Raw genomic sequence first — 18499 nt, 5'->3', positions numbered from 1 at the left:
AATGCGGCGGGGTCAGCGCGAACTGCGGCGCGCGGGAATCGGTGCGAGTAGCGCTGGTGCGAGCCGTGGCGCTGGCGACGTCATGTTCTGTGGTGCTCATGGAACTCCCTCCGGTGTAGTGGAGCACGGCTGCCGTCCTGTCCCGGGAACGGCAAAACGAAGGGACGGCGACGCCGCGGTTCAGGCCGCAGTCGTAGCCACGCCCCCTCGGGCGTGCGGAGTGGCGGAATACGGGTAACGCGTCGCCAGGGCTGCAAGAGCCGGCGACTGCGCTGGACCCGTCTCCCCGCGGAGACTCCTGGCCGTTACCACGCGGTGTGCAACGCGCGGTTGCCGGCAGGTATTCGGGCTTGCGGACACGGATCCGGAACCCCGGACCCACCTACTGGTTCTCGCTTCCCAGCCCTTGCGGGCCAGTGCTCATGAGGACGTTCGTTTCCACTGACCGCTGCGGGGCAGCTCCGGAATTGCACCGGATTCCCGTTTAATCCCGGCCGTGACCGGGAACCGACGGAACACAACATATAGAGGTTGACAGACCTGGGTCAACACAATTGGCTGTGAATTCGTCGGCAATTCGCGCTTTCAGTTTCGTGAAGAAAAGTAGCGCGAAGGGCTTGCAATCGGCCTGGGGACTGGGTCGTGCCGGTGATGGTCGGTGATGGCTGCGAGACGGCACCGACCATGCGAAACGATCGTCCGCCGCGATGCGCCGCCTCCGGCACATCAGCGCGAGCCGAGTTGCACCACACAACGGGCCAGGCGCCAGAGCGCCCACAGGCCGAGGAACACCGTGTAGGCGGCAGATGCCACCAGCGCTATCAGCACCAGCAGTGCAAATGTGCGTTGCCCGATGACCTGCCAGTTCCTGGGTCGCGGCCATGGCCACTCCCAGTCGCCAGTCGAAACGTCGTCGGCACTTCCATAGACGCGGTCGCGACCGATCGAGCGCACTTCGAACGCGCTGCCATCCGCAGCTCGCCAGTAAACCATCGGCACGCCGAAGGGATCGACGAGCACGGAGGGGCGCACCGGATCGTTGACGCAGTTGCGTTCGCGCACGACACCGGACAATTCGTCGAGACTGTCCGGCAATCGGCCGCAGTCGAGCCGGAACATCGCGATCACCCTCTCAAGCCTGATCGCAGCCGCGCGTACGGCGTGAAATGGACGGCCCTGGTTGATGCAGCCGTGATTCACGATAAGGCCTGCGAGTCCGGCAACCACAGGCAACAGCACGAGCGGCCACAGCAGCACTTTGCCGGCAACGCGATTCGATCGGTACACGATGCGGTTCCTGCGAGGCGCACGCTGCCAGCGGCGTCGCGAATGCGCCGCCGAACGAATCAGCATGCAGGAAAGGGGAATTGCGGGGAGTTCGCCGCAGCACGGCTCCCCTATCGACCCGAGGTATTCGCAGCGAGTTCCGACGGAGCGCGAAAATACGGCAGTGGAGTGAGAAAGAGGGAGAGCGGCGGAACGATTCGCTGCTACTCGTTTCTCACTGCTCTCCTCTCATTCCTGCCCGCTCGGCGTGCCACCCAGAAAATCCACCGCCACCTGCAGCATCGAGCGCGTACCGACATCGAGCGCTTTTTCGTCGAGGAAGAACTTCGGCGAATGGTTCGGTGCGGCCTTCGCCAGATCCTGGCCCGGCGGCACGACGCCGACGAAGAAATACAGGCCGGGCACTTCGTCGGCGAAGTAGGAAAAGTCCTCGGCGACCATGTTCGGCGGCACCTCGATGACATTCTGCGCCCCGACGGCTTTCTCGAGGCTCGGGCGCAGGCGCTTGGTCAACGCCGCGTCGTTGCGCGTGACCGGGTTGTGCACGTCGGGCATCGGCGCTTCGAGTTCGACGCGCGCGCCCTGCGCCTCGGCCACGCCTTCGGCAGTGCGGCGCAGGCGATTGAACAGGTCTTCGCGCATGCCGGCATCGAAGGTGCGCACGGTGCCTTCGAGTTCAACCTTCTCCGGAATGATGTTGTAGCGCACGCCGCCCTGGAACATGCCAAAAGTGAGCACGGCCGGCAATTTAGAAATGTCCATTTGTCGACTCACGATGGTCTGCGCCTGGCTCACGATCGCCGCGGCCGTGACGATGGGATCCACACCGCGCCAGGGCTGCGCGCCGTGCGTCTGCGCGCCGAACACGCGGATCTTGAAGCGGTCGGACCCGGCCAGTAGCGGGCCTTCGCGCACGCCGACCTGGCCGGCGTGCAGGGTGTAGAACACATGCAGGCCGAGCACCGCATCGGGCTTCCAGTCGCGGAACAGGCCTTGCTTGAGCATGAGCTTGGCGCCGCCCTCCTCACCGGGCGGCGAGCCCTCCTCGGCGGGCTGGAAGATGAACATCACTTCGCCGGGCAGGTCCTTCTTCATGCCGGCCAGCGCGGTCGCGACGCCGAGCAGGATGGCGGTATGCGCGTCATGGCCGCAGGCGTGCATGACGCCGACCTCCTGACCGCCGTAGGTGCTGCGGACCTTGCTCGCGAACGGCAGATCCACTTCCTCGGTCACGGGCAATGCATCGATGTCGGCGCGGATCGCAAGACGCGGCCCGGGCTTGCCGCCCTTGAGCCAGGCGATGACGCCGGTATGCGCGACGCCCGTCTTCACCTCGAGGCCGAGCTTCTTCAGGTGATCGGCGACGAGCTTGGCCGTGCGCGTCTCGCGGTTGCCGAGTTCGGGATGCTGGTGGATGTCGCGGCGCCATTGGATCACCTGATCGCCAACCGCTGCGGCGGCCTGTTGCGTATCCGCCGTGGCGAACGCGGGTGCCGCGGTCATGGCGGCAAGCAGAGCGAGACAGATTCGGCGCATGGCTGGGTTCTCCGCGAAAAATCCGATGGTAGGCCAAGCCGGGCGCGATGGCGCGGGACCGTGGCTATTGCGTCATGCCGGTCCGCAGTCGCAGCCGCGTAGGTTGGCGGTGAGCGCAGCGAATCCCAACATCGAGGTATTCACATCGCGAAGACCGTCGAACCGGGCGGATCTCCGCCACAACGACCGGCCGGATGCGAGGCCTCGATGTTGGGGTTCGCCCTCGGCTCGCCTCCAACCTACGGCAAATGCTCGCGCGCCAGATAGTCCTCGCTCTGCATCTCGATCAGGCGCGACTCGGTGCGGCTGAATTCGGCGCGCAGCCGGTCGCCGTCGTAGAGGTCGATGATGGGCACGGCAGCCGACAGGATCAGCTTGACGTGACGGTCGTAGAACTCGTCGACCATCTCGATGAAGCGGCGCGCCGCATCTTCCATCATCGGCGTGAACTGCGGCACGCCGGAGACGATGACGGTGCCGTAGTCCTTGCCGATCTCGATGTAGTCGGCGACAGCGCGCGGGCCTTCACAAATCGCCTCGAAGGCGAACCAGACCACGTCTTCGCCAAGCCGGCGCACGGGAATGTCGCGATCGTGAACTTCGATCTGCGCCTCGCCGCGCGCGACGCCATGGCTGATGCGCTGGAAGCAGTCGTTGAGCGCGCGCTCCGCATCCGGCCCGAGCGGCGCATGGAACACGCGCGCCTGGGTCAGCGCGCGCAGGCGCCAATCCTGGACGGAGACGATTTCGACGACCGCGCAATGCTGCTGGATCTGCGCGATGGCCGGCAGGAAGCGCTCGCGCTGCAGACCGTTCGCATAGAGTCTGGCCGGCGCCGTATTGGACGTGGTCACGAGGCAGACGCCGCGCGCGAACAGATGGCGCAGCAGACCCCCGAGGATCATCGCGTCACCGATGTCGCTGACGAAGAATTCGTCGAGGCAGAGCACGCGCGTATCGGCGGCGATGTCCTCGGCCACGTCGGACAGCGGATCTTCGCGCCCCTGCAGCGCCGTCAGTCTGGCCTGCACCTGGCGCATGAAGCGGTGGTAATGCACGCGGCGCTTCTGCGCGATCGGCAGGTGCTCGAAGAACAGGTCGATCAGGAAGGTCTTGCCGCGGCCAACGCCGCCCCAGAGATACAGGCCGAGTACTGGTTCGGGTGCGGCGAAGTGCGCGCGCAGGCGCGCGAACAGGCCAGCAGGCACACTGGGCTGCAAGGCCCCGCCGATACGGTCGAGCTCCACCAGCACGCTGCGCTGCGCGGCATCGTCCTGCCAGTCGCCGCGCTGCACGCCGGCGACGTAGTGCGACGTTGCGCTCACCTCAGCGGGTCCGCAGCGGCGGCAGGTTGTCGCGTACGCCGTTCTTGATCGCGCCGCGCAGATCCATGAGGCGGCGATGGAAGAAATGGCTGGTCTCAGGCATGCGCACCAGTTGCGGCGGCCTGGCCAGTCCTGCGACCCAGGCGAACACCGCGGCGGGATCGACGACCTCGTCGGCCTCGCCCTGCACGATCAACCACGGGCAATCCGGCAGATCGATCGCGTCGAAGGCCCAGCGTCCGACCGGCGGCGCGATCTGGATCAGCTGTTGCGGTGCCAGCGATTGCGCCGCACGCAGTGCTACGTAGCTGCCGAAGGAAAAACCCGCGAGCCACAGCGCATCGCCCGGACGCTCGCGGCGCAGCCAGTCGGCGATCGCGCGCAGATCCTCGGTTTCGCCGTTGCCGTCGTCGTATTCGCCCTGCGAATTGCCGACACCGCGGAAGTTGAAACGCACCGTCGACAGGCCCAGCTCGACGAGCGAGCGCGACACCATCGTGACGACCTTGTTGTGCATCGTGCCACCGTGCAGCGGATGCGGATGGCAGACGATCGCGGTGCCGCTGCGCTCCTCCTGATCGGGCCGTTCGATCAGGCATTCGAGCAGGCCTGCAGGGCCTGGCAGGTTCAGTGCGCCCGAGGACGCGGGAAAGCGGACGGCGGTATCGGGAGAGTCGGTCATCCGCGGATTGTAGCCAAGGCTCCTGCGGCACGGCAGCAGCGCGGTTGCAGGGCGATTCGCGTGGCCAGCAGGCGAGTCACCGTCAGCACTGCCCGTACCGCTGCGCCCGCATCGGTCGCGGCGGAGCTGTGCCGGGATCCGCTGCAACGAAATGCGAAGAATTGCGCCGGAGGTGCCAACCCGGCATTTTGCCGCGCGTTCACCGGAGACACTCGCCCCGGTTCCGCCGTGCGACGGATGCGCCGGCCACCGGCCGCTTGCACAGTCCACGACCCACGACCGATTCGTCTGCAGGAGACGCCTGATGATGCGCACCTCTTTCGCCCGTGTGATCTCGGTACTGCTGCTCGGTGCCGCCGCGGGCCAGGCGGCCGCCGCCGGACTCTGGACCGATGCCACCGCGCCGCTGCCGTTGGACGCGAACGGCCCGCTGCCGCGCAGCTATCGCAGCCTCGAGCTCGACGTCGCCGCGGCACGCATCGCGCTGCGCGACGCGGTGGCCCAGGCCAAGCCGTTCACGCTGCCGCGGCCGGACGGCAGCGTCGCGGAATTCGTGCTGGAAGACTCGGGCACGATGCCGGCCGAACTGGCCGCGCGCTATCCGCAGATCGTCAGCCTGCGCGGCCGCGACGAGGCCGGCAACCGGGTGCGCCTCGACCTTTCCGATCTCGGCCTGCAGGCGCTGGTGTTCGATCGCGACGGCAGCTGGATCGTGCAGCCGAACACGCTGGGCGGCGGCAGCGCCTACATCAGCTTCCGTCGCAGCGACAGCGCGAGCGGCGCGCGCTTCCACTGCGACGTGCACGGCACCGACGAAACCCCGGACGAGCACCTCGGTGCTGCACCGGTCGCCAGTACCGTGACCGGCGCGAACCGGCGCGTGCTGCGCACAGCGGTCGCCGCAACGGGTGAGTACACCGCCATATTCGGCGGCACCGTACCGCAGGGTCTTGCGGCCGTCGTCACCGCGATGAACCGCGTCAACGAGGTCTACGGCAACGAATTCAGCGTGACCATGCAGCTCGTCGCCAACAACAACCTGCTGATCTACACCAACGGCGGCACCGACCCGTACAGCAACAGCGACGGGGGGGGCATGCTGGCCCAGAACCAGACCAACCTGAGCAGCGTGATCGGCGCAGCCAACTACGACGTCGGCCACGTGTTCAGCACCGGCGGCGGCGGCGTGGCCACGCTGAACGCGATCTGCAACGACAGCACCAAGGCGCGCGGCGTGACCGGCCGCGGCAATCCGCAGGGCGATGCGTTCTGGATCGACTATGTCGCCCACGAAATCGGCCACCAGTACGGCGGCTCGCACACGTTCAACAGTACGACCGGCGCCTGCAGCGGCAACCGCACGGCCAGTGCGGCCTACGAAACCGGCAGTGGCTCGACGATCCAGGCCTATGCAGGCATCTGCAATACGGACGACCTGCAGCCGAACTCGGACCCGTATTTCCATGCCAAGAGCCTGGAGCAGATGCAGGCCCGCCTCGATGCGGTGCCGAGCTGCGGCAGCAGCTCGACGCCAAATCCGAGCAGTGCGCCGGTCATTCCGCCGATGACGGCCACTTACGCGATCCCAGCGCGCACCCCGTTCGAACTGCTCGCTCCGCTCGTCGCGGACGCGGACAACGATTCGCTGAGCTATACCTGGGAGGAATACGACCTGGGCGCATCGACCGCGATCAACGTCGACAATGGCAGCAGTCCGATCATGCGCTCGTGGAATCCGGCCCCCGTTCCCGGACGTACGATCCCGCGCCTGTCCAACCTGCTCGCGAACACGACCGCGCCCGGCGAAATCCTGCCGACCATGGACCGCGCATCGATGAAGTTCCGCCTGACCGTGCGCGACAACCATCCCGGCGGCGGCCGCAGCAGCAGCGTCGACATGCCCGGCATCCAGGTCGTCGGCAGCGCCGGACCGTTCCTCGTCACCGCGCCGAACACGGCGGTGAGCTGGACCGCCGGCGTGCCGCAGGCCGTGACCTGGGACGTCGCCGGCACGACCGCCGCGCCGATCAGCTGCGCCAGTGTCGACATCGACTACTCGCGCGACGGCGGTACGTTCTGGTCGCGTCTGGTCACGGCGACGCCGAATGACGGCAGCGCCGACATCGTGATTCCTTCCCGCAGCGTCACCACGCAGGGCCGTATCCGCGTACGCTGCAGCAACAACCTGTTCTTCGATATTTCCAATGTGAACTTTGCCGTCGTGCAGGACGATACGATCTTCCGCAACGGCTTGGAGTGAACCGACGCGACTGCCGCCGGTCCGGACGCGACGGGACACGAGGCGTCCCCTCCTCGCGCCGCCTCAGTCGCTGCCGCTGTCGCCGCGGTACGGATCGTTGCCCCAGGCCTGATGCACGACACAACCAAGCGCCACGGCAATGCCGCGCGGCAACGGCGTGTCAGCGATGCTCAGCCGTTCGCGCCAGTTGCCCTGGATCAGCAGTTCGGCCCGGTCGACGCCGTCGCGGCGCAGCATCAGCCGTCGCGGCACGGGTGCGTCCGTATGCACGCTCCAGGTTTCGCCGCCAGTCAGCGTCAATGCGACATGGCTGCCGCGCCCCCAGCGCACGACGTTGCGCAGCTGCGCCAATTCCAGGGTGTCATCGCGCAATGTATGGCTGCCGTCCGGCCGCAAGCTCGTCCAGAGCATCGACACGATGCCGCCTCGTCCTCTGGCCAGAGCGGCTGCGCGGTGATTGCACTGCAGCGTCAACGTCGTATCGCCAAGCTGCAGGCGGCGTTCGCCGGTGCGATCTGCGCGCGTGATGAAGCCACACTCTGCGCCATTGTCGCGCACGAGATAGTGCGCCTGAGCCTGATCGACGATTTCCAGTTCCAGCACCTGAAGCTCCTTCGGCGCGCTCACATCCCACCCTCACCACCGCGAGCTATGCTCGGCGCATGAACCATCTTGCGCACGCCGTGCTGGCCGGTCCGGACGAAGACCTGATCCTCGGCGGCCTGTCCGGTGATTTCGTGCACGGACCGGTGCCGACGGATCTGCGCCCCGGCGTCGCGCGCGGCATACGGCTGCATCGCGCGATCGACGTCTATACCGATGCCCATCCTGTCGTTGCCGAGTTGCGCCGCCTGTTCGACCCGCCGTTCCGACGCTATGCCGGCATTCTGCTCGATATCTGGTTCGACCATCTGCTCGCGCGCGACTTCGCGCGCTGGTGCGATACGCCGCTGGCCCTGTACTCGGCCGCGCTGCTGGCCCTGCTGCGACGCCACGCCGCCGAGCTGCCGCCCCAGATGCACGGTTTCGTCGCTTACATGCAGCGCAACGAGCTTCCGGCCGCCTACGCGGATGCCGCGATGATCGGCCGCGCCCTGGCCGGCGTCGGCACGCGCCTGAGCCGCGCCAATCCGCTGCATCAAGCCTTGCCGCTGCTGCTCGAACGCGACGCGGCGTTGCAGACCGGCTTCGAGGTGTTCTTCCCGCAGTTGCGAAGCCACGTGCAGGCGTGGCTGGCCGACAGGACCGCGCAGTCGTAGAAACGACGACACCGCCGGGTGGCGGTGTCGTGTGGAATCCTTCAGTGCAGTGCGTGGCGCGAGGCGGACCGGCGAGTGCTTCCGTGCTTTTTGCTGGCGAGATGGGCGTTGACTGACCGGGGACAGAAGCGGTTCGATGTCGGCAACCTTCCCTGGTGCTATCGCCTGCCGCTCATGCATGCCCAGCCTGAACGACACACGCGAGATGTGCGTCAACGCATCTCGCCAACGTGTGTCATTTGACCTGGTCAATCATCCAGAGCACTGACGCCTTGACTTGTTCGTCATTGAGCGACGGGTTGCCGCCGCGTGCCGGCATGATGCCAGCTCTACCCGTGTAGCCTTCGGTGGCATGCTTGACCAGGGTGTCGGCACCCTGCGCGATGCGCGGCGCCCAGGCCGCCTTGTCGGTGATGAGCGGCGCGCCGCCTGCACCGGAATTGTGGCAGGCGCCACAGAGCTGGTCGTAGATCACCTTGCCGTCCGTCGTGCCGCCGTAGGCGACGCGGCTCGCGGCTTCCTTCTTGCGAGCCTCCTCCGCGGCCAGCATCGCGGCGCGACCCGTTTCACCCGCATAAGATGCGCCGACCGGAGCCAGGCGATCCGCCACCACTTTCTCCGCGACCGGGCTGGGCGCCGCGGGATTCTTCGCATAGATATAGAGCGCGAGCAGGATGAAGGCCACGGCCATCAGTGCCAGCACGCCGATCAGCATCGAGAAGCGCTTAAGGAATTCCAGGTCGGTCTTGGTAATCGGGCTGCTCACAGAACACCTTTCCTAGCGGCGGCGTGGGCCGGAGAGGCACCCGGCACGGAAAAAAGACGGGCAAGTATAACGGCCGCCCCCCTGGCACGGAAGCGCAGGGCTAGCCCGGCGCCCGGCGGGGCAGCTATGATGCGCGCCGGGCCACATCGCGCGGTTCACGCCTCCCCTGTCACGACCATGCCCCATCGGCTGACCCGCGACTGGCACCGCTGCCGCAACCGACCCGCTTCCGCGGTGCAAGACCGCAACGCAACACCGTCACCACGCGCCCGTAGCTCAGCTGGATAGAGTACCGCCCTCCGAAGGCGGTGGTCGGGGGTTCGAATCCCTCCGGGCGCGCCAAATATCGCCAATTGTTGCCGTGTATACGCGGGAACCATCGGAGGGCGCCAACCTGACGCCGGCGGTAGCCGCTTGCGCAAAACATCCGAGCGTGAAACGCGATGACGACTTTCTTCATGTGCGGCCTGACCTGATCCAGCGACTGGCATGCGCTCGCGACAGACGCGGCGGGCGGAATTGACCAAGGTCGACCGTTCAGGCTAGCGCCACACTGTCATGCATCGTTTCTATGGTTCGGGCCAATAGCGCCGCGACATCTATGCCACCGCAAGGGCTCGGCACGGTATTGGTTGCCTTGATCTCGGCAACGCCGGCGTCGCGCAGCAGCTCGATGGCGCCGGCGGCAAACAGCCCATGGACAGCAACGCAATACGGGGCAGGCATGCCGGCGTCCCGAAGGCACCGGCTTGCCATGGCCAACGTGCCGCCGCTGGCGATGATGTCATCGAGCAGGACCGGCGTGTGACTCTTCCATGCACTCAGCGTCGGCAACCGGATCGTCACATCGCGGTCCCCGTGGCGCTGTTTGGCCAGAACCGCACTGGGCGCACCAATTCGGGCCGCCACATCGTCCACCCATTGGCGGCTTTCTTCGTCCGGGCCGAGGAGTACGGGACGTTCGACATGCGTTGCTATCCATTCCGCCAGCGCCGGTGCCGCGTGGGTGACGCCGCTGCGCAACGTGTAGATCGCATCGAGCGACCGATAGCGATGCAAATGAGGATCCACCGTCACCAGCCAGTCAAAATGCCGGGAGAGCACGGCGGCGAAAGGCCTCGACGAGATTGATTCGCCGGGATGGAACCGCGTGTCCTGACGCATGTAAGCCAAGTACGGAGCGATGAGTCCGATGCGACTGGCACCCAGTTCGCGCAGCGTGTCGGCAGCAAACAATAGCGGCAGAACCTTGGCATCGGGGTCGTGCAGACTGGCGACGATGGCGACAGGCGCACCGGAGGCGGGCTTTTCCAACGTCACCCGCGATTCGCCGTCGGGAAAGCGGTGCACCGCCAGCCCGGCGGTTTGGGCTTCCAGGCAACTTGCGAGCGCCATACACATCGCCTCGTTGCCCGGCATTGCGTAAAGCTGCATTGGCTTCATGGCATCACATCGATCAGCTTCATATGGTTCTTGACGAAGGCCAGCGCATAGGCCAGTTCGCCCCGGGACTCCGCGTGCAACGTGAACAGCGGATCGCCAGCGTCAACATGATCGCCAACGCGAACATGCAGGTACATGCCCGCCGTAGGGTCGAGCGGCGCACCGGCGAGCTTGGCGGTGCGGGCGATCAGGCGATTGTCGATCGAGCCGATCATGCCCGAATGCGGAGCCACCACATCGTGTTTGTGCTTCGCGTGGCCCGGCACGCGCATGCCGCCCTGTGCGGCGCAGATTGCCTCGAACTTTGCGTTGGCGCGCCCATCGTCGAGTACCGCCGTGGCGATGGCAAGGCCACCGCCCGGCGGTGCGAGACCGCCCATCTCAATGATCGACGCAGCCAAAGCCAAGCCACGCTCGCGCAGGTCGGCCGGGGCCTGCACCGCCCCGCGCAATACGGCCAGTACGTCATGTGCTTCCAGCGCGGGCCCGATGCCGCGACCAACGGGCTGGGTGCCGTCACTCAGCAGACATCTGACCTGCAGTCCCATCCGCGTGCCGACTCTTTGCAACGCGCCCTCGAGGGCTTGCGCTGCCAGTGGCGAACGCAGTTTGGCGCTGGGTCCGACCGGTATGTCGAACACGACATGAGTGGCGCCGGCAGCGACCTTCTTGGATATCACCGATGCGATGAGCTGGCCGGTCCCGTCGATATCCAGGGCACGCTCGATGCGAATCAGCAGATCGTCGGCGGGACTCAGGTCGACTGCTCCGCCCCAGACAATGCAGCCGCCTTCGCGCTCGACCACGCCGCGCATCTGGGCCAGGCTCAGGGATACAGGAGCCAGTACTTCCATCGTGTCTGCTGTGCCCGACGGCGAGGTGATGGCGCGCGACGAGGTTTTTGGAATGACCAGTCCCAGCGCAGTCACGATGGGCACAGCGATCAATGTCGTGCGATTGCCCGGAATGCCGCCGACGCAATGTTTGTCGACAACGATGGCGCTATTCCAGTGCAATCGGTTGCCCACGCCGACCATGGCACGCGTGAGATCCAGTGTCTCGTCTTCCGAAAACGAAGGGTGCGCGCACGCGCTGACGAAGGCGGCGAGCTGTGCGTCGGAATAGCGTTGAGCCACGACGTCTTGCATGATCGCGTCGAACTGCGCCCGCTCGAGTTTGCCGCCATAGATCCGGGTCCGCACTGCACTCATCGAATCAAGCGGCGGAGACGGCGAAAATGTGACCATTTCGCCCGGGGCGGGCGAAAGCAGAGCCCACGCTGCCTCCGAAAAGCCGGCCTGATTCACGTCCAGCAGTTGCCCCGATACGACGTCGAGCAAAGCCACGATGCTTCGTGCGCCGACATGTACCTGCAACCGCGAGTGCCCCTGCAACCCCTCGGCGCAACAAACGACCGAATCCCTGTGCAGGAAGACAACCGGCTGGTGATTCGCATCGATACCGAGGCGCAGAGGAATCAAGCCACTGCTCGAAGCCGCGATTGGACGCGAGTTCGGCTTTTCCATGTGGCTCATGGATGGGCCGGACTACGCGCTTGGCTGGACGTTTCCATCCTGCCCTCCATCGTCCGGCTCGGCGAACGCCGTCCGATCGCATCGAGACACTCGGGAAGTTCGGCGGACACATGAGCGCCGCAGGATGTGTACATGACATTGTCCGATCGGTGATAAACGCATGGTGACGTCCACAACAGAACACTGGGCCGGTTTCGACGTTCGTCCCATTGTCGACGGACGGCTGCGTACCGGCTTGAGCTGGATCAAGGGTAGCGGCACCGGGCGCCCCGAAGACTGAGATTGACCCAGATCAACGCGCAGGGCGCCGTAGGTGACTATGGTTCCAGTCACGACGGCGCAGACATTGGCGCGGTCGTTGATCACAATCACCCCTGGAGGAATCAGTCATGCAATTGCCAAGTCTATTCCACCCGTTTCGCCGGACCCAGTCGAATTCGCTGGCGGATCTGGCGTCCTTGCTTCCTGACATGACCTTTGGCCAGCTCGGCCGCGGCTACGAAAAGACACTGGCGATGCAGCTGGACGTGTCCGAAGAAGCCAATGCCTATCACGTCACCGTCGATGTGCCTGGCGTCAAGAAGGAAGATATCGACATCGCCGTCGATGGCAATCAGGTGTCCATCAGTGCGGAAGTGCATCGCGAGAAGTCCGAGGGCTCGGACAAGAAGGATTTGTATACAGAGCGCTTTTTCGGCAAGGCGTTCCGCAGTTTCCTGCTGCCCCAGGAGGTCGACAGCAGCAACGCACAGGCTCACTACGACGGCGGCGTGCTCAGACTGACCTTGCCCAAGAAGGCGGGTGGTAGCAGCGCCAAGATCAAGATCGCCTGATACACATCGCTCCTTCTCCCCACAGCGCTGCCGCATCGGGTCCTTCCATGCGAATTTTCGATATCTGCACTCGACGCGTCATCGGGATCACGCCGACCTCCAGCGTCGCGGAGGCGGCGCTGGCGATGGCTCATCACCAGGTAGGTGCCGTGGTGGTGATGGAGCAATGCGATGGCCGCGACATCCCCTTGGGGATTCTTACCGATCGCGATATCGCCCTGGCCGTGGTGGCGGAGCATCGGGATCCGGTGCGAGTCCCGGTTGCCGAGGTGATGTCGTGCAGCATCGTGACATGCCGGGATGATGCGGATCTCGTCACCGTCTCGCGCATGATGCGAGGACGCGGTGCACGCCGCCTTCCCGTCATGAATGCTCGCGAGCAACTCGTTGGTTTGGTCACGGCGCATGATGTGCTCAACGCCTTGAGCGAAGAGTTGTGTGCACTGACCCGCACCTGGGTTGACGAATCGCGCGATCCTGCATCGAACAGCAAATAGGCGTCTGATCGAAAGGCGAAGTACCAGCGCGCCACGGCGAGGAGGACCGCACCGCGGCCTTCCTCGCCGGAATTGGCATCGCAGCCCGGCGCACGACGGCACAATCAGCGTCGCATCGACAGCCGGAAGCACGCGTCGTTTCGAGGTGCGCGTCCCGCAGCCCTGCCGCCGGCTCAGGCGCCGAGCAGTCGCAGCAGTTCCGCCGGTTCGGCCGGCTTGGTGCAATGGGCATGAAACCCGGCGGCGCGCGAGCGTTCGCGATCGCCGGCAGAGGCTCGGCCGCTCAGCGCAACCAGTCGCGCCGGGCAGCGTTCATCGGTCACCGTCAGTGCTGTTGCGACATCCCATCCCGTGAGGCCGGGCATGTCGATATCGAGCAACACCGAGTCGGGCGTTTGCGCGCGGCACAAAGCGAGGGCCTCTATGCCGTCGTGAGCGGTGTGCACGGTGTGCCCGCCCAGGCGCAACAGTTGCGCCAGCGAAGTCAGCAAGGACTCGTCGTCATCCGCTACCACGATCGTCAGGGAATTCATCACCGGGTCCGGGAAGGCCGACCTGCAGTGTGGACACGGCGCGGTGAAAGGCGGGTGTCCGGTGTTGCACCAAGGGGAAAGTCGTCCGCACATTGTTGGAGCGTCGCTCCCTGCGATCCACGTCAGGTCCCCGCAACCCTCGCCGACGCTGCGCGTTGGCCACCCCGACTCAAGGGCGCTCCAGGAGCAGGCTGATCTGAGTTCGCAGAGCCCTGGCGATTCCTGCACTACGGCGCGGCGACGCGCTCGGTGCGGCACACGGTCGGCAGGAAGCGGTCGTCGACCGTGGTCCTGTTGTCGCCCACGGCCTGCATGCCCTCGGGCACCGACGCATGGCCGCAGATCCACGACACCGGACTGACCGGGCTGCCCTTGACGACGATGGGGCGCAGGCTCAGCACCTGGCCCTTGAAGTGCTTGTTGATCCTATGGCCGAGGCGCACGTGCATCGCGCCGTCGGCAACATCGATGCGGTCGAATCGTGTGCCAGCAGCTCGAGAGCGGAGGTCCGGGTGATCGCCATCAGAGATCTGCGCGCACAGCGTGTCGCCCTGCCGCACGAACGTTCATCCGTACCGATCGATACGGCGCCAGTGCCTGGCTCGCCTCTCTCACCCCTTTTCTACTGCGGCCGCCGATACGCTCGCCCCGACGCGCACTGCTCCCTCGTGTCGGCTCGACGTAATGTCGACTCCGCCTTCGCCATCACTCGGGCGGCGCGCATCAGGACGGCGTCTCGACGGCCTCGCTACAAACGGGTGTGGGAAGGGCGGGCTAGGCGGTGGGTGTTTCCCCCGGACATCCGGGCACATGCTGCCAGATCGGTGCGCTGGCGCACAGCCGTTCGGTTCGCTGCCATTTGTTGCTTAGTTGCCTTTTTGACTAGTGATATGCCTTTTCGTCGTTAGACAACACTTGCGCTAGAGGGCTAATACCTGGATGGATTTATTGCTACGACCTGAGCGACTATCGCTCGGTGCCCGGGGGGGCTCCCAAAGGAATGGCGCGCACGCTGCACCGCAGCATGCGCGTTGCGCTGCGGCCGCATGACGCGGCCGGCGACGGACAGCATTGCGGTTTCTTCCTGCGTACCAGTCAGCCTGCACGGGTTGCTGCATAGCGCAATGCGCTGGACATCTGCGTGACAGGCGCGCGTTCGGCCATGAGTTACCGGCTGTTGCGCACAGCAGGAAGTTGCAGGTTTCGTCACCGAACAGCAGGCCGCAGCGGTAGTACCGTCGGCGGTCGACGGCGCAAGCCCCTCGCAAGGGTAAGAGCATGGCCGACGTAAAAACGCTTCCCTGGCCCGCCGACACACGGCTGGTCCGTCTGGGCGAGATCGAAATCGATCCGCGCTACCGCTGCGTGAGCCGCGCGGGCGTCGCCTACGAACTGAATCCGCGCTGCTTCGACCTGCTGCTGCTGTTCCTGAGCGAACCGCGCGTGCTGCATACCCGCGACGCGATCTTCCGCAAGGTCTGGCGCGGCGCCGTGGTGGAGGACGCCAACCTCACCACGTCGATCTGGCTGTTGCGCCGTGCACTCGGCGGCGCGGCCAAGCAATGGATACGTACGGTATCCAAACAAGGTTACATTTTCGATCCGCCGCCGACGCTGGAATTCGAGCTGGTGTCCGCCGACGAGCCGACGTCTGTCGCGTCGCCGGAAATCGGAGCCCTCGTCATCGACGCCGCGACCCGCGCGGACGTCGTGAACGACGCCGCACCGCTGGAGGTATCGGCACCCGCGGTCGCTGCACGTTCGGCGTCGACGATTCCGCGCGGCTGGGCATTGACGCTGGCGACCGCGGCAGCCTGCCTGAGCCTGATGCTGCTGACCGGGGGTCTGCTCGGTGCGCGCAGCCGCGGCACGGCGCCGACCCATGTCGTCCTCGTCGCGACGACCGATCCGAGCCTGCCGGAAAACCTGCGCTGGCCGGCGCGGCTGCTGCAGCACTGGCTGAGCTGGCAGCTGAGCAGCGTGCCGCACGTCATCCTCAGGACGCCGTCCGAGTCCGTGGCCGACGGCAACGAAACCATCGTGCTGCTGGAAGTCGGTGCGCCGGCGCAGGGCACTGAGTGGCGGGTGTCGGCGCATTTCCGTGGCTCCGCCCCGCAGGCCGCCATCGTCCGGCGCGCCGACAGCGCCCACCTGGTTTCGGCGATCGCCGCGGTCAGCGCGGACGTGTTCGCGCGCCTGGCCGCGACCGATTCGAACCATGCGCCGACGCTGAACCTGGATGCGGCGACGGCACAGCAGCTGGCGGAAGGACTCGAAGCCGAACAGCAGCATCGCTGGGGCGACGCGGTCCGCGCCTATACGACGGTGCTGACTGCCGTGCCCGCGATGGGCTTTGCCCGCTTCCGCCTCGCGCGCTGCCTGACGCGGCTCGGCCAGCAGGGCGCGGCGCAGGCGGAGTTGAGCCGCACGACCGGCTGGATCGACGGCCTGCCGGCGTTCCTACGCGAACCGGTGCAGGCGGAAGCGTTCGTGATCCGGCAGGACTACACCGCCGCGGCAGATGCCTATGCCGCCTTGCAGAAAAACGTCGCCGACGGCACGGGCTATCGCCCCGCCGAGGCGGCCAGCCTGCGTCGCGCCGGTCGCAGCCGTGAAGCGGCCGAGCGCATCGGCGAGGCCTTGCCGCCGGTTCCGGCGCAGGCCATCGACTGGCTGATCGAACGCGCCGAAACTGAAATCGCCAATCGCGACTTTCGCGCCGCCGCGGCCAGCGCCGCGCAGGCACGGGAGCTGGCGCATACGATGGGTTGGGAACACGAACGGGCGTTGGCCGCCCTGGCGCTGGCCGAGGCGCGCAGCGCCAGCGGCGACACAAAGATCGGCGACCTGCTGCGCGAGGCCGAACAGGGTTTCGCCGCCATCGGCGACCGCCTCGGCGTGCTCGGCGCGCGCATGCGCGCGGAACTTGAGCGCGGTGCACCGGCCGTCCCGGAAAGCACGCTGAACCAGCTGCTGGCCGAAGCGCGCACCGCCGGCAACAGCGCCGCGGAGATCGATGCCCTGCGCCGGGTCGCGCTCGCGCATTACCGCGATGGCGATACGCGCGAAGCGCACCGGCGCTTCGCGCAGGCGGCGGCCATCGCCGAGTCTGCCGGCAATGCAATCGAACGCCGCCGCATCGACCTGCATCTGTTGCAGCAGGACACGCTACGCCTGGATTTCGCGGCCCTCGAAAAGCGCCTCACGCTGCTCGACGGCGAGCCGCAGCAAGGTGGAATGGTCTATGCGGTTGGACTCAATCGCGCGCGACTGCAATACCTGCGCGGCGACCTCGACGGCGCGCTGCTCACGGTGGAGTCGACGGAGAGCCGGCTGCGCGAAACGCCCAGCGGAAACCTGCCGCAAAGCACGGCGCCGCTCAACTGCATCCGCGCGACCGTCCGCCTGCTGCAGGGGCGCACGGCGGACGCGCGCTCGGAATTCCGCAGCTGCCGCACGGCCGGCAATCCGGCACTGAACCACTTTGCCGACCTCGGCGACGCGGAGCTCGCGATCCAGGCCGGCGACGTCGCCGAGGCGCGCCGCCTGCTGGCCCCGCTGCTGACGCCAGCGCAGGACACGCAGGTGGAGCCGGATCGCTGGGGGCTCGCGATGGAAGTCGCGCCGCTGCTTGCGCGTGTCGGCGATTTCGAAACCGCCAGCACGATCATCGACCGCACCCTGCCGCTGATCCGGGATTCAGGCTATCGCATGATCGAGGCGAACCTGCGCATCACGCGTGCCGAGATCGCCCTGGCCGAGGGCAAGGCGGACGACGCGGAGCGCGAGATCGCCCTCATCGAGAACATGCTGCCGCCTGACTATTGGTATGAGCGCCGACGCACACGCACCGTGCGCGCGCTGATCGCCCAGGCGCGCGGCGAGATCGAACTGGCCGCGCAGGGACTCGAAGCACTGCACACCGACACGCGAGTCCACGGCGACGTGCTGGGCGAGCTGCTCGTGCACAGCCTCATGGACGCGAACACCGCCGTGCCGCGCTGCCCCGACGAGCGACGCCTGCATCTGCTCGCTGCAAGCGGGATGCGCGGCGCGTCCGACCTGTGGATGAATCCGGCCGGACGCGATCGCGCGCATCTGGTCAGCGCATCGCAGGGGGCGAACTGGGCCACGCCGTAAGGTCTGTGACAGCGGGCTGAGGCGCTATGGTTTTCTCGCTCCGCTTGCGTGTTTGGCGGTCAGGTGGAGAGCAGTGAGAAACGAGTGACAGCAAAGCGCAGCCGGTTCGGCCCGCGCGATGCCATCGTCGACGTCGATCCGACACGCGATAACGGCTGAGCGGGTGCCGCGCCAGACAACCGCGCCACCCGTTGTGCAGGAAGGCCGTCCCTGGCCGAATCACCCTGCTTGACGTGTCTGCCATGCGTACGTGGGTTTCAGATCGTGGTCCGTAGCCACAGTCGTTGCCGGCGACCCCGGCTCACGCCGCGGGCGCGGTTGGCAGGACTAGCCCGCCTTTATGGCACCCCAAAGTAGCGGGGCCCGCGAGACCCCCTCCCGGTGCGCGCCGCCGGCGTCCGGG

At 66.4% G+C, this 18499-nt stretch carries 15 protein-coding genes, 1 tRNA gene and 1 riboswitch; of the genes, 6 read left to right on the top strand and 10 right to left on the bottom strand.

From position 1 onward, the window contains the following. Nucleotides 1–317: 317 nt before the first annotated feature. A riboswitch (cobalamin riboswitch) is annotated at nt 318–527 on the bottom strand. A gap of 199 nt (nt 528–726) precedes the next feature. From RUU78_RS03945 to RUU78_RS03930, 4 genes are all read right to left on the bottom strand, one after another. Next, a complete protein-coding gene (locus tag RUU78_RS03945) occupies nt 727–1287 on the bottom strand; it encodes a type II secretion system protein GspG (protein ID WP_313913885.1) in 561 nt (186 codons plus the stop codon). A 228-nt stretch (nt 1288–1515) separates the two neighbouring features. Then, on the bottom strand, nt 1516–2823 hold the full coding sequence (locus tag RUU78_RS03940; protein ID WP_313913883.1) for an amidohydrolase: 1308 nt from the start codon (nt 2821–2823) through the stop codon (nt 1516–1518). Between the two features lie 239 nt (nt 2824–3062). Beyond that, the gene (zapE, locus tag RUU78_RS03935) at nt 3063–4148 is read right to left on the bottom strand and encodes a cell division protein ZapE (RefSeq protein ID WP_313913881.1); all 1086 of its coding nucleotides are present in this window, start codon (nt 4146–4148) and stop codon (nt 3063–3065) included. Between the two features lies 1 nt (nt 4149). After that, nucleotides 4150–4830, bottom strand: a complete 681-nt coding sequence (locus tag RUU78_RS03930) for an alpha/beta fold hydrolase (RefSeq protein WP_313913879.1) — start codon at nt 4828–4830, stop codon at nt 4150–4152. 304 nt (nt 4831–5134) lie between these two features. On the opposite strand from RUU78_RS03930, the gene RUU78_RS03925 reads away from it, so the two are divergent. Continuing rightward, nucleotides 5135–7090 carry a reprolysin-like metallopeptidase gene (locus RUU78_RS03925; RefSeq protein ID WP_313913877.1) on the top strand — a complete coding sequence of 652 codons (1956 nt, stop codon included), beginning with the start codon at nt 5135–5137 and terminating at the stop codon, nt 7088–7090. A gap of 63 nt (nt 7091–7153) precedes the next feature. Here the strand turns inward: RUU78_RS03925 and RUU78_RS03920 are convergent, their stop codons facing one another. Then, nucleotides 7154–7717 carry a hypothetical protein gene (locus RUU78_RS03920; protein ID WP_313913875.1) on the bottom strand — a complete coding sequence of 188 codons (564 nt, stop codon included), beginning with the start codon at nt 7715–7717 and terminating at the stop codon, nt 7154–7156. A 35-nt stretch (nt 7718–7752) separates the two neighbouring features. Here RUU78_RS03920 and RUU78_RS03915 point away from each other — a divergent pair, with 35 nt between their 5' ends. Then, nucleotides 7753–8349 carry an ACP phosphodiesterase gene (locus RUU78_RS03915; RefSeq protein ID WP_313913874.1) on the top strand — a complete coding sequence of 199 codons (597 nt, stop codon included), beginning with the start codon at nt 7753–7755 and terminating at the stop codon, nt 8347–8349. A 235-nt stretch (nt 8350–8584) separates the two neighbouring features. Here the strand turns inward: RUU78_RS03915 and RUU78_RS03910 are convergent, their stop codons facing one another. Then, the gene (locus RUU78_RS03910; RefSeq protein WP_313914033.1) at nt 8585–9103 is read right to left on the bottom strand and encodes a c-type cytochrome; all 519 of its coding nucleotides are present in this window, start codon (nt 9101–9103) and stop codon (nt 8585–8587) included. A gap of 277 nt (nt 9104–9380) precedes the next feature. Between RUU78_RS03910 and RUU78_RS03905 the strand changes: the two genes are divergently transcribed. Further along, nucleotides 9381–9457, top strand: a tRNA-Arg gene (locus RUU78_RS03905). Nucleotides 9458–9652: 195 nt separating this feature from the next. On the opposite strand, the gene RUU78_RS03900 is transcribed toward RUU78_RS03905, so the two are convergent. Next, on the bottom strand, nt 9653–10558 hold the full coding sequence (locus RUU78_RS03900; protein WP_313913872.1) for a ribose-phosphate pyrophosphokinase: 906 nt from the start codon (nt 10556–10558) through the stop codon (nt 9653–9655). After that, a complete protein-coding gene (locus tag RUU78_RS03895) occupies nt 10555–12093 on the bottom strand; it encodes a thymidine phosphorylase family protein (RefSeq protein ID WP_343232311.1) in 1539 nt (512 codons plus the stop codon). Before RUU78_RS03895 ends, RUU78_RS03900 begins: the two co-directional genes overlap by 4 nt. A gap of 389 nt (nt 12094–12482) precedes the next feature. Between RUU78_RS03895 and RUU78_RS03890 the strand changes: the two genes are divergently transcribed. After that, a complete protein-coding gene (locus RUU78_RS03890; protein ID WP_313913870.1) occupies nt 12483–12926 on the top strand; it encodes an Hsp20/alpha crystallin family protein in 444 nt (147 codons plus the stop codon). 47 nt (nt 12927–12973) lie between these two features. Continuing rightward, on the top strand, nt 12974–13423 hold the full coding sequence (locus RUU78_RS03885; protein WP_313913868.1) for a CBS domain-containing protein: 450 nt from the start codon (nt 12974–12976) through the stop codon (nt 13421–13423). A 173-nt stretch (nt 13424–13596) separates the two neighbouring features. Here the strand turns inward: RUU78_RS03885 and RUU78_RS03880 are convergent, their stop codons facing one another. Next, the gene (locus RUU78_RS03880) at nt 13597–13956 is read right to left on the bottom strand and encodes a response regulator (protein WP_313913867.1); all 360 of its coding nucleotides are present in this window, start codon (nt 13954–13956) and stop codon (nt 13597–13599) included. A 227-nt stretch (nt 13957–14183) separates the two neighbouring features. Next, nucleotides 14184–14516 carry a pilin gene (locus RUU78_RS03875; protein ID WP_313913865.1) on the bottom strand — a complete coding sequence of 111 codons (333 nt, stop codon included), beginning with the start codon at nt 14514–14516 and terminating at the stop codon, nt 14184–14186. Between the two features lie 718 nt (nt 14517–15234). On the opposite strand from RUU78_RS03875, the gene RUU78_RS03870 reads away from it, so the two are divergent. Beyond that, nucleotides 15235–18096, top strand: a complete 2862-nt coding sequence (locus RUU78_RS03870; protein ID WP_313913863.1) for a winged helix-turn-helix domain-containing protein — start codon at nt 15235–15237, stop codon at nt 18094–18096. Nucleotides 18097–18499 lie beyond the last annotated feature (403 nt).

Source organism: Tahibacter sp. (assembly GCF_032229445.1).
Lineage (GTDB): Bacteria > Pseudomonadota > Gammaproteobacteria > Xanthomonadales > Rhodanobacteraceae > Tahibacter.
The sequence above is the reverse complement of the archived record's forward strand: the minus strand, read 5'-3'. Positions and strand labels throughout refer to the sequence as shown.

Bases quoted from the DNA above. Each gene is read 5' to 3' on its own strand.
- RUU78_RS03940 (WP_313913883.1), bottom strand. From the start codon at position 2,823: ATGCGCCGAATCTGTCTCGCTCTGCTTGCCGCCATGACCGCGGCACCC.
- RUU78_RS03930 (WP_313913879.1), bottom strand. From the start codon at position 4,830: ATGACCGACTCTCCCGATACCGCCGTCCGCTTTCCCGCGTCCTCGGGC.
- RUU78_RS03925 (WP_313913877.1), top strand. From the start codon at position 5,135: ATGATGCGCACCTCTTTCGCCCGTGTGATCTCGGTACTGCTGCTCGGT.
- RUU78_RS03915 (WP_313913874.1), top strand. From the start codon at position 7,753: ATGAACCATCTTGCGCACGCCGTGCTGGCCGGTCCGGACGAAGACCTG.
- RUU78_RS03900 (WP_313913872.1), bottom strand. From the start codon at position 10,558: ATGAAGCCAATGCAGCTTTACGCAATGCCGGGCAACGAGGCGATGTGT.
- RUU78_RS03895 (WP_343232311.1), bottom strand. From the start codon at position 12,093: ATGAGCCACATGGAAAAGCCGAACTCGCGTCCAATCGCGGCTTCGAGC.
- RUU78_RS03890 (WP_313913870.1), top strand. From the start codon at position 12,483: ATGCAATTGCCAAGTCTATTCCACCCGTTTCGCCGGACCCAGTCGAAT.
- RUU78_RS03885 (WP_313913868.1), top strand. From the start codon at position 12,974: ATGCGAATTTTCGATATCTGCACTCGACGCGTCATCGGGATCACGCCG.
- RUU78_RS03880 (WP_313913867.1), bottom strand. From the start codon at position 13,956: ATGAATTCCCTGACGATCGTGGTAGCGGATGACGACGAGTCCTTGCTG.
- RUU78_RS03870 (WP_313913863.1), top strand. From the start codon at position 15,235: ATGGCCGACGTAAAAACGCTTCCCTGGCCCGCCGACACACGGCTGGTC.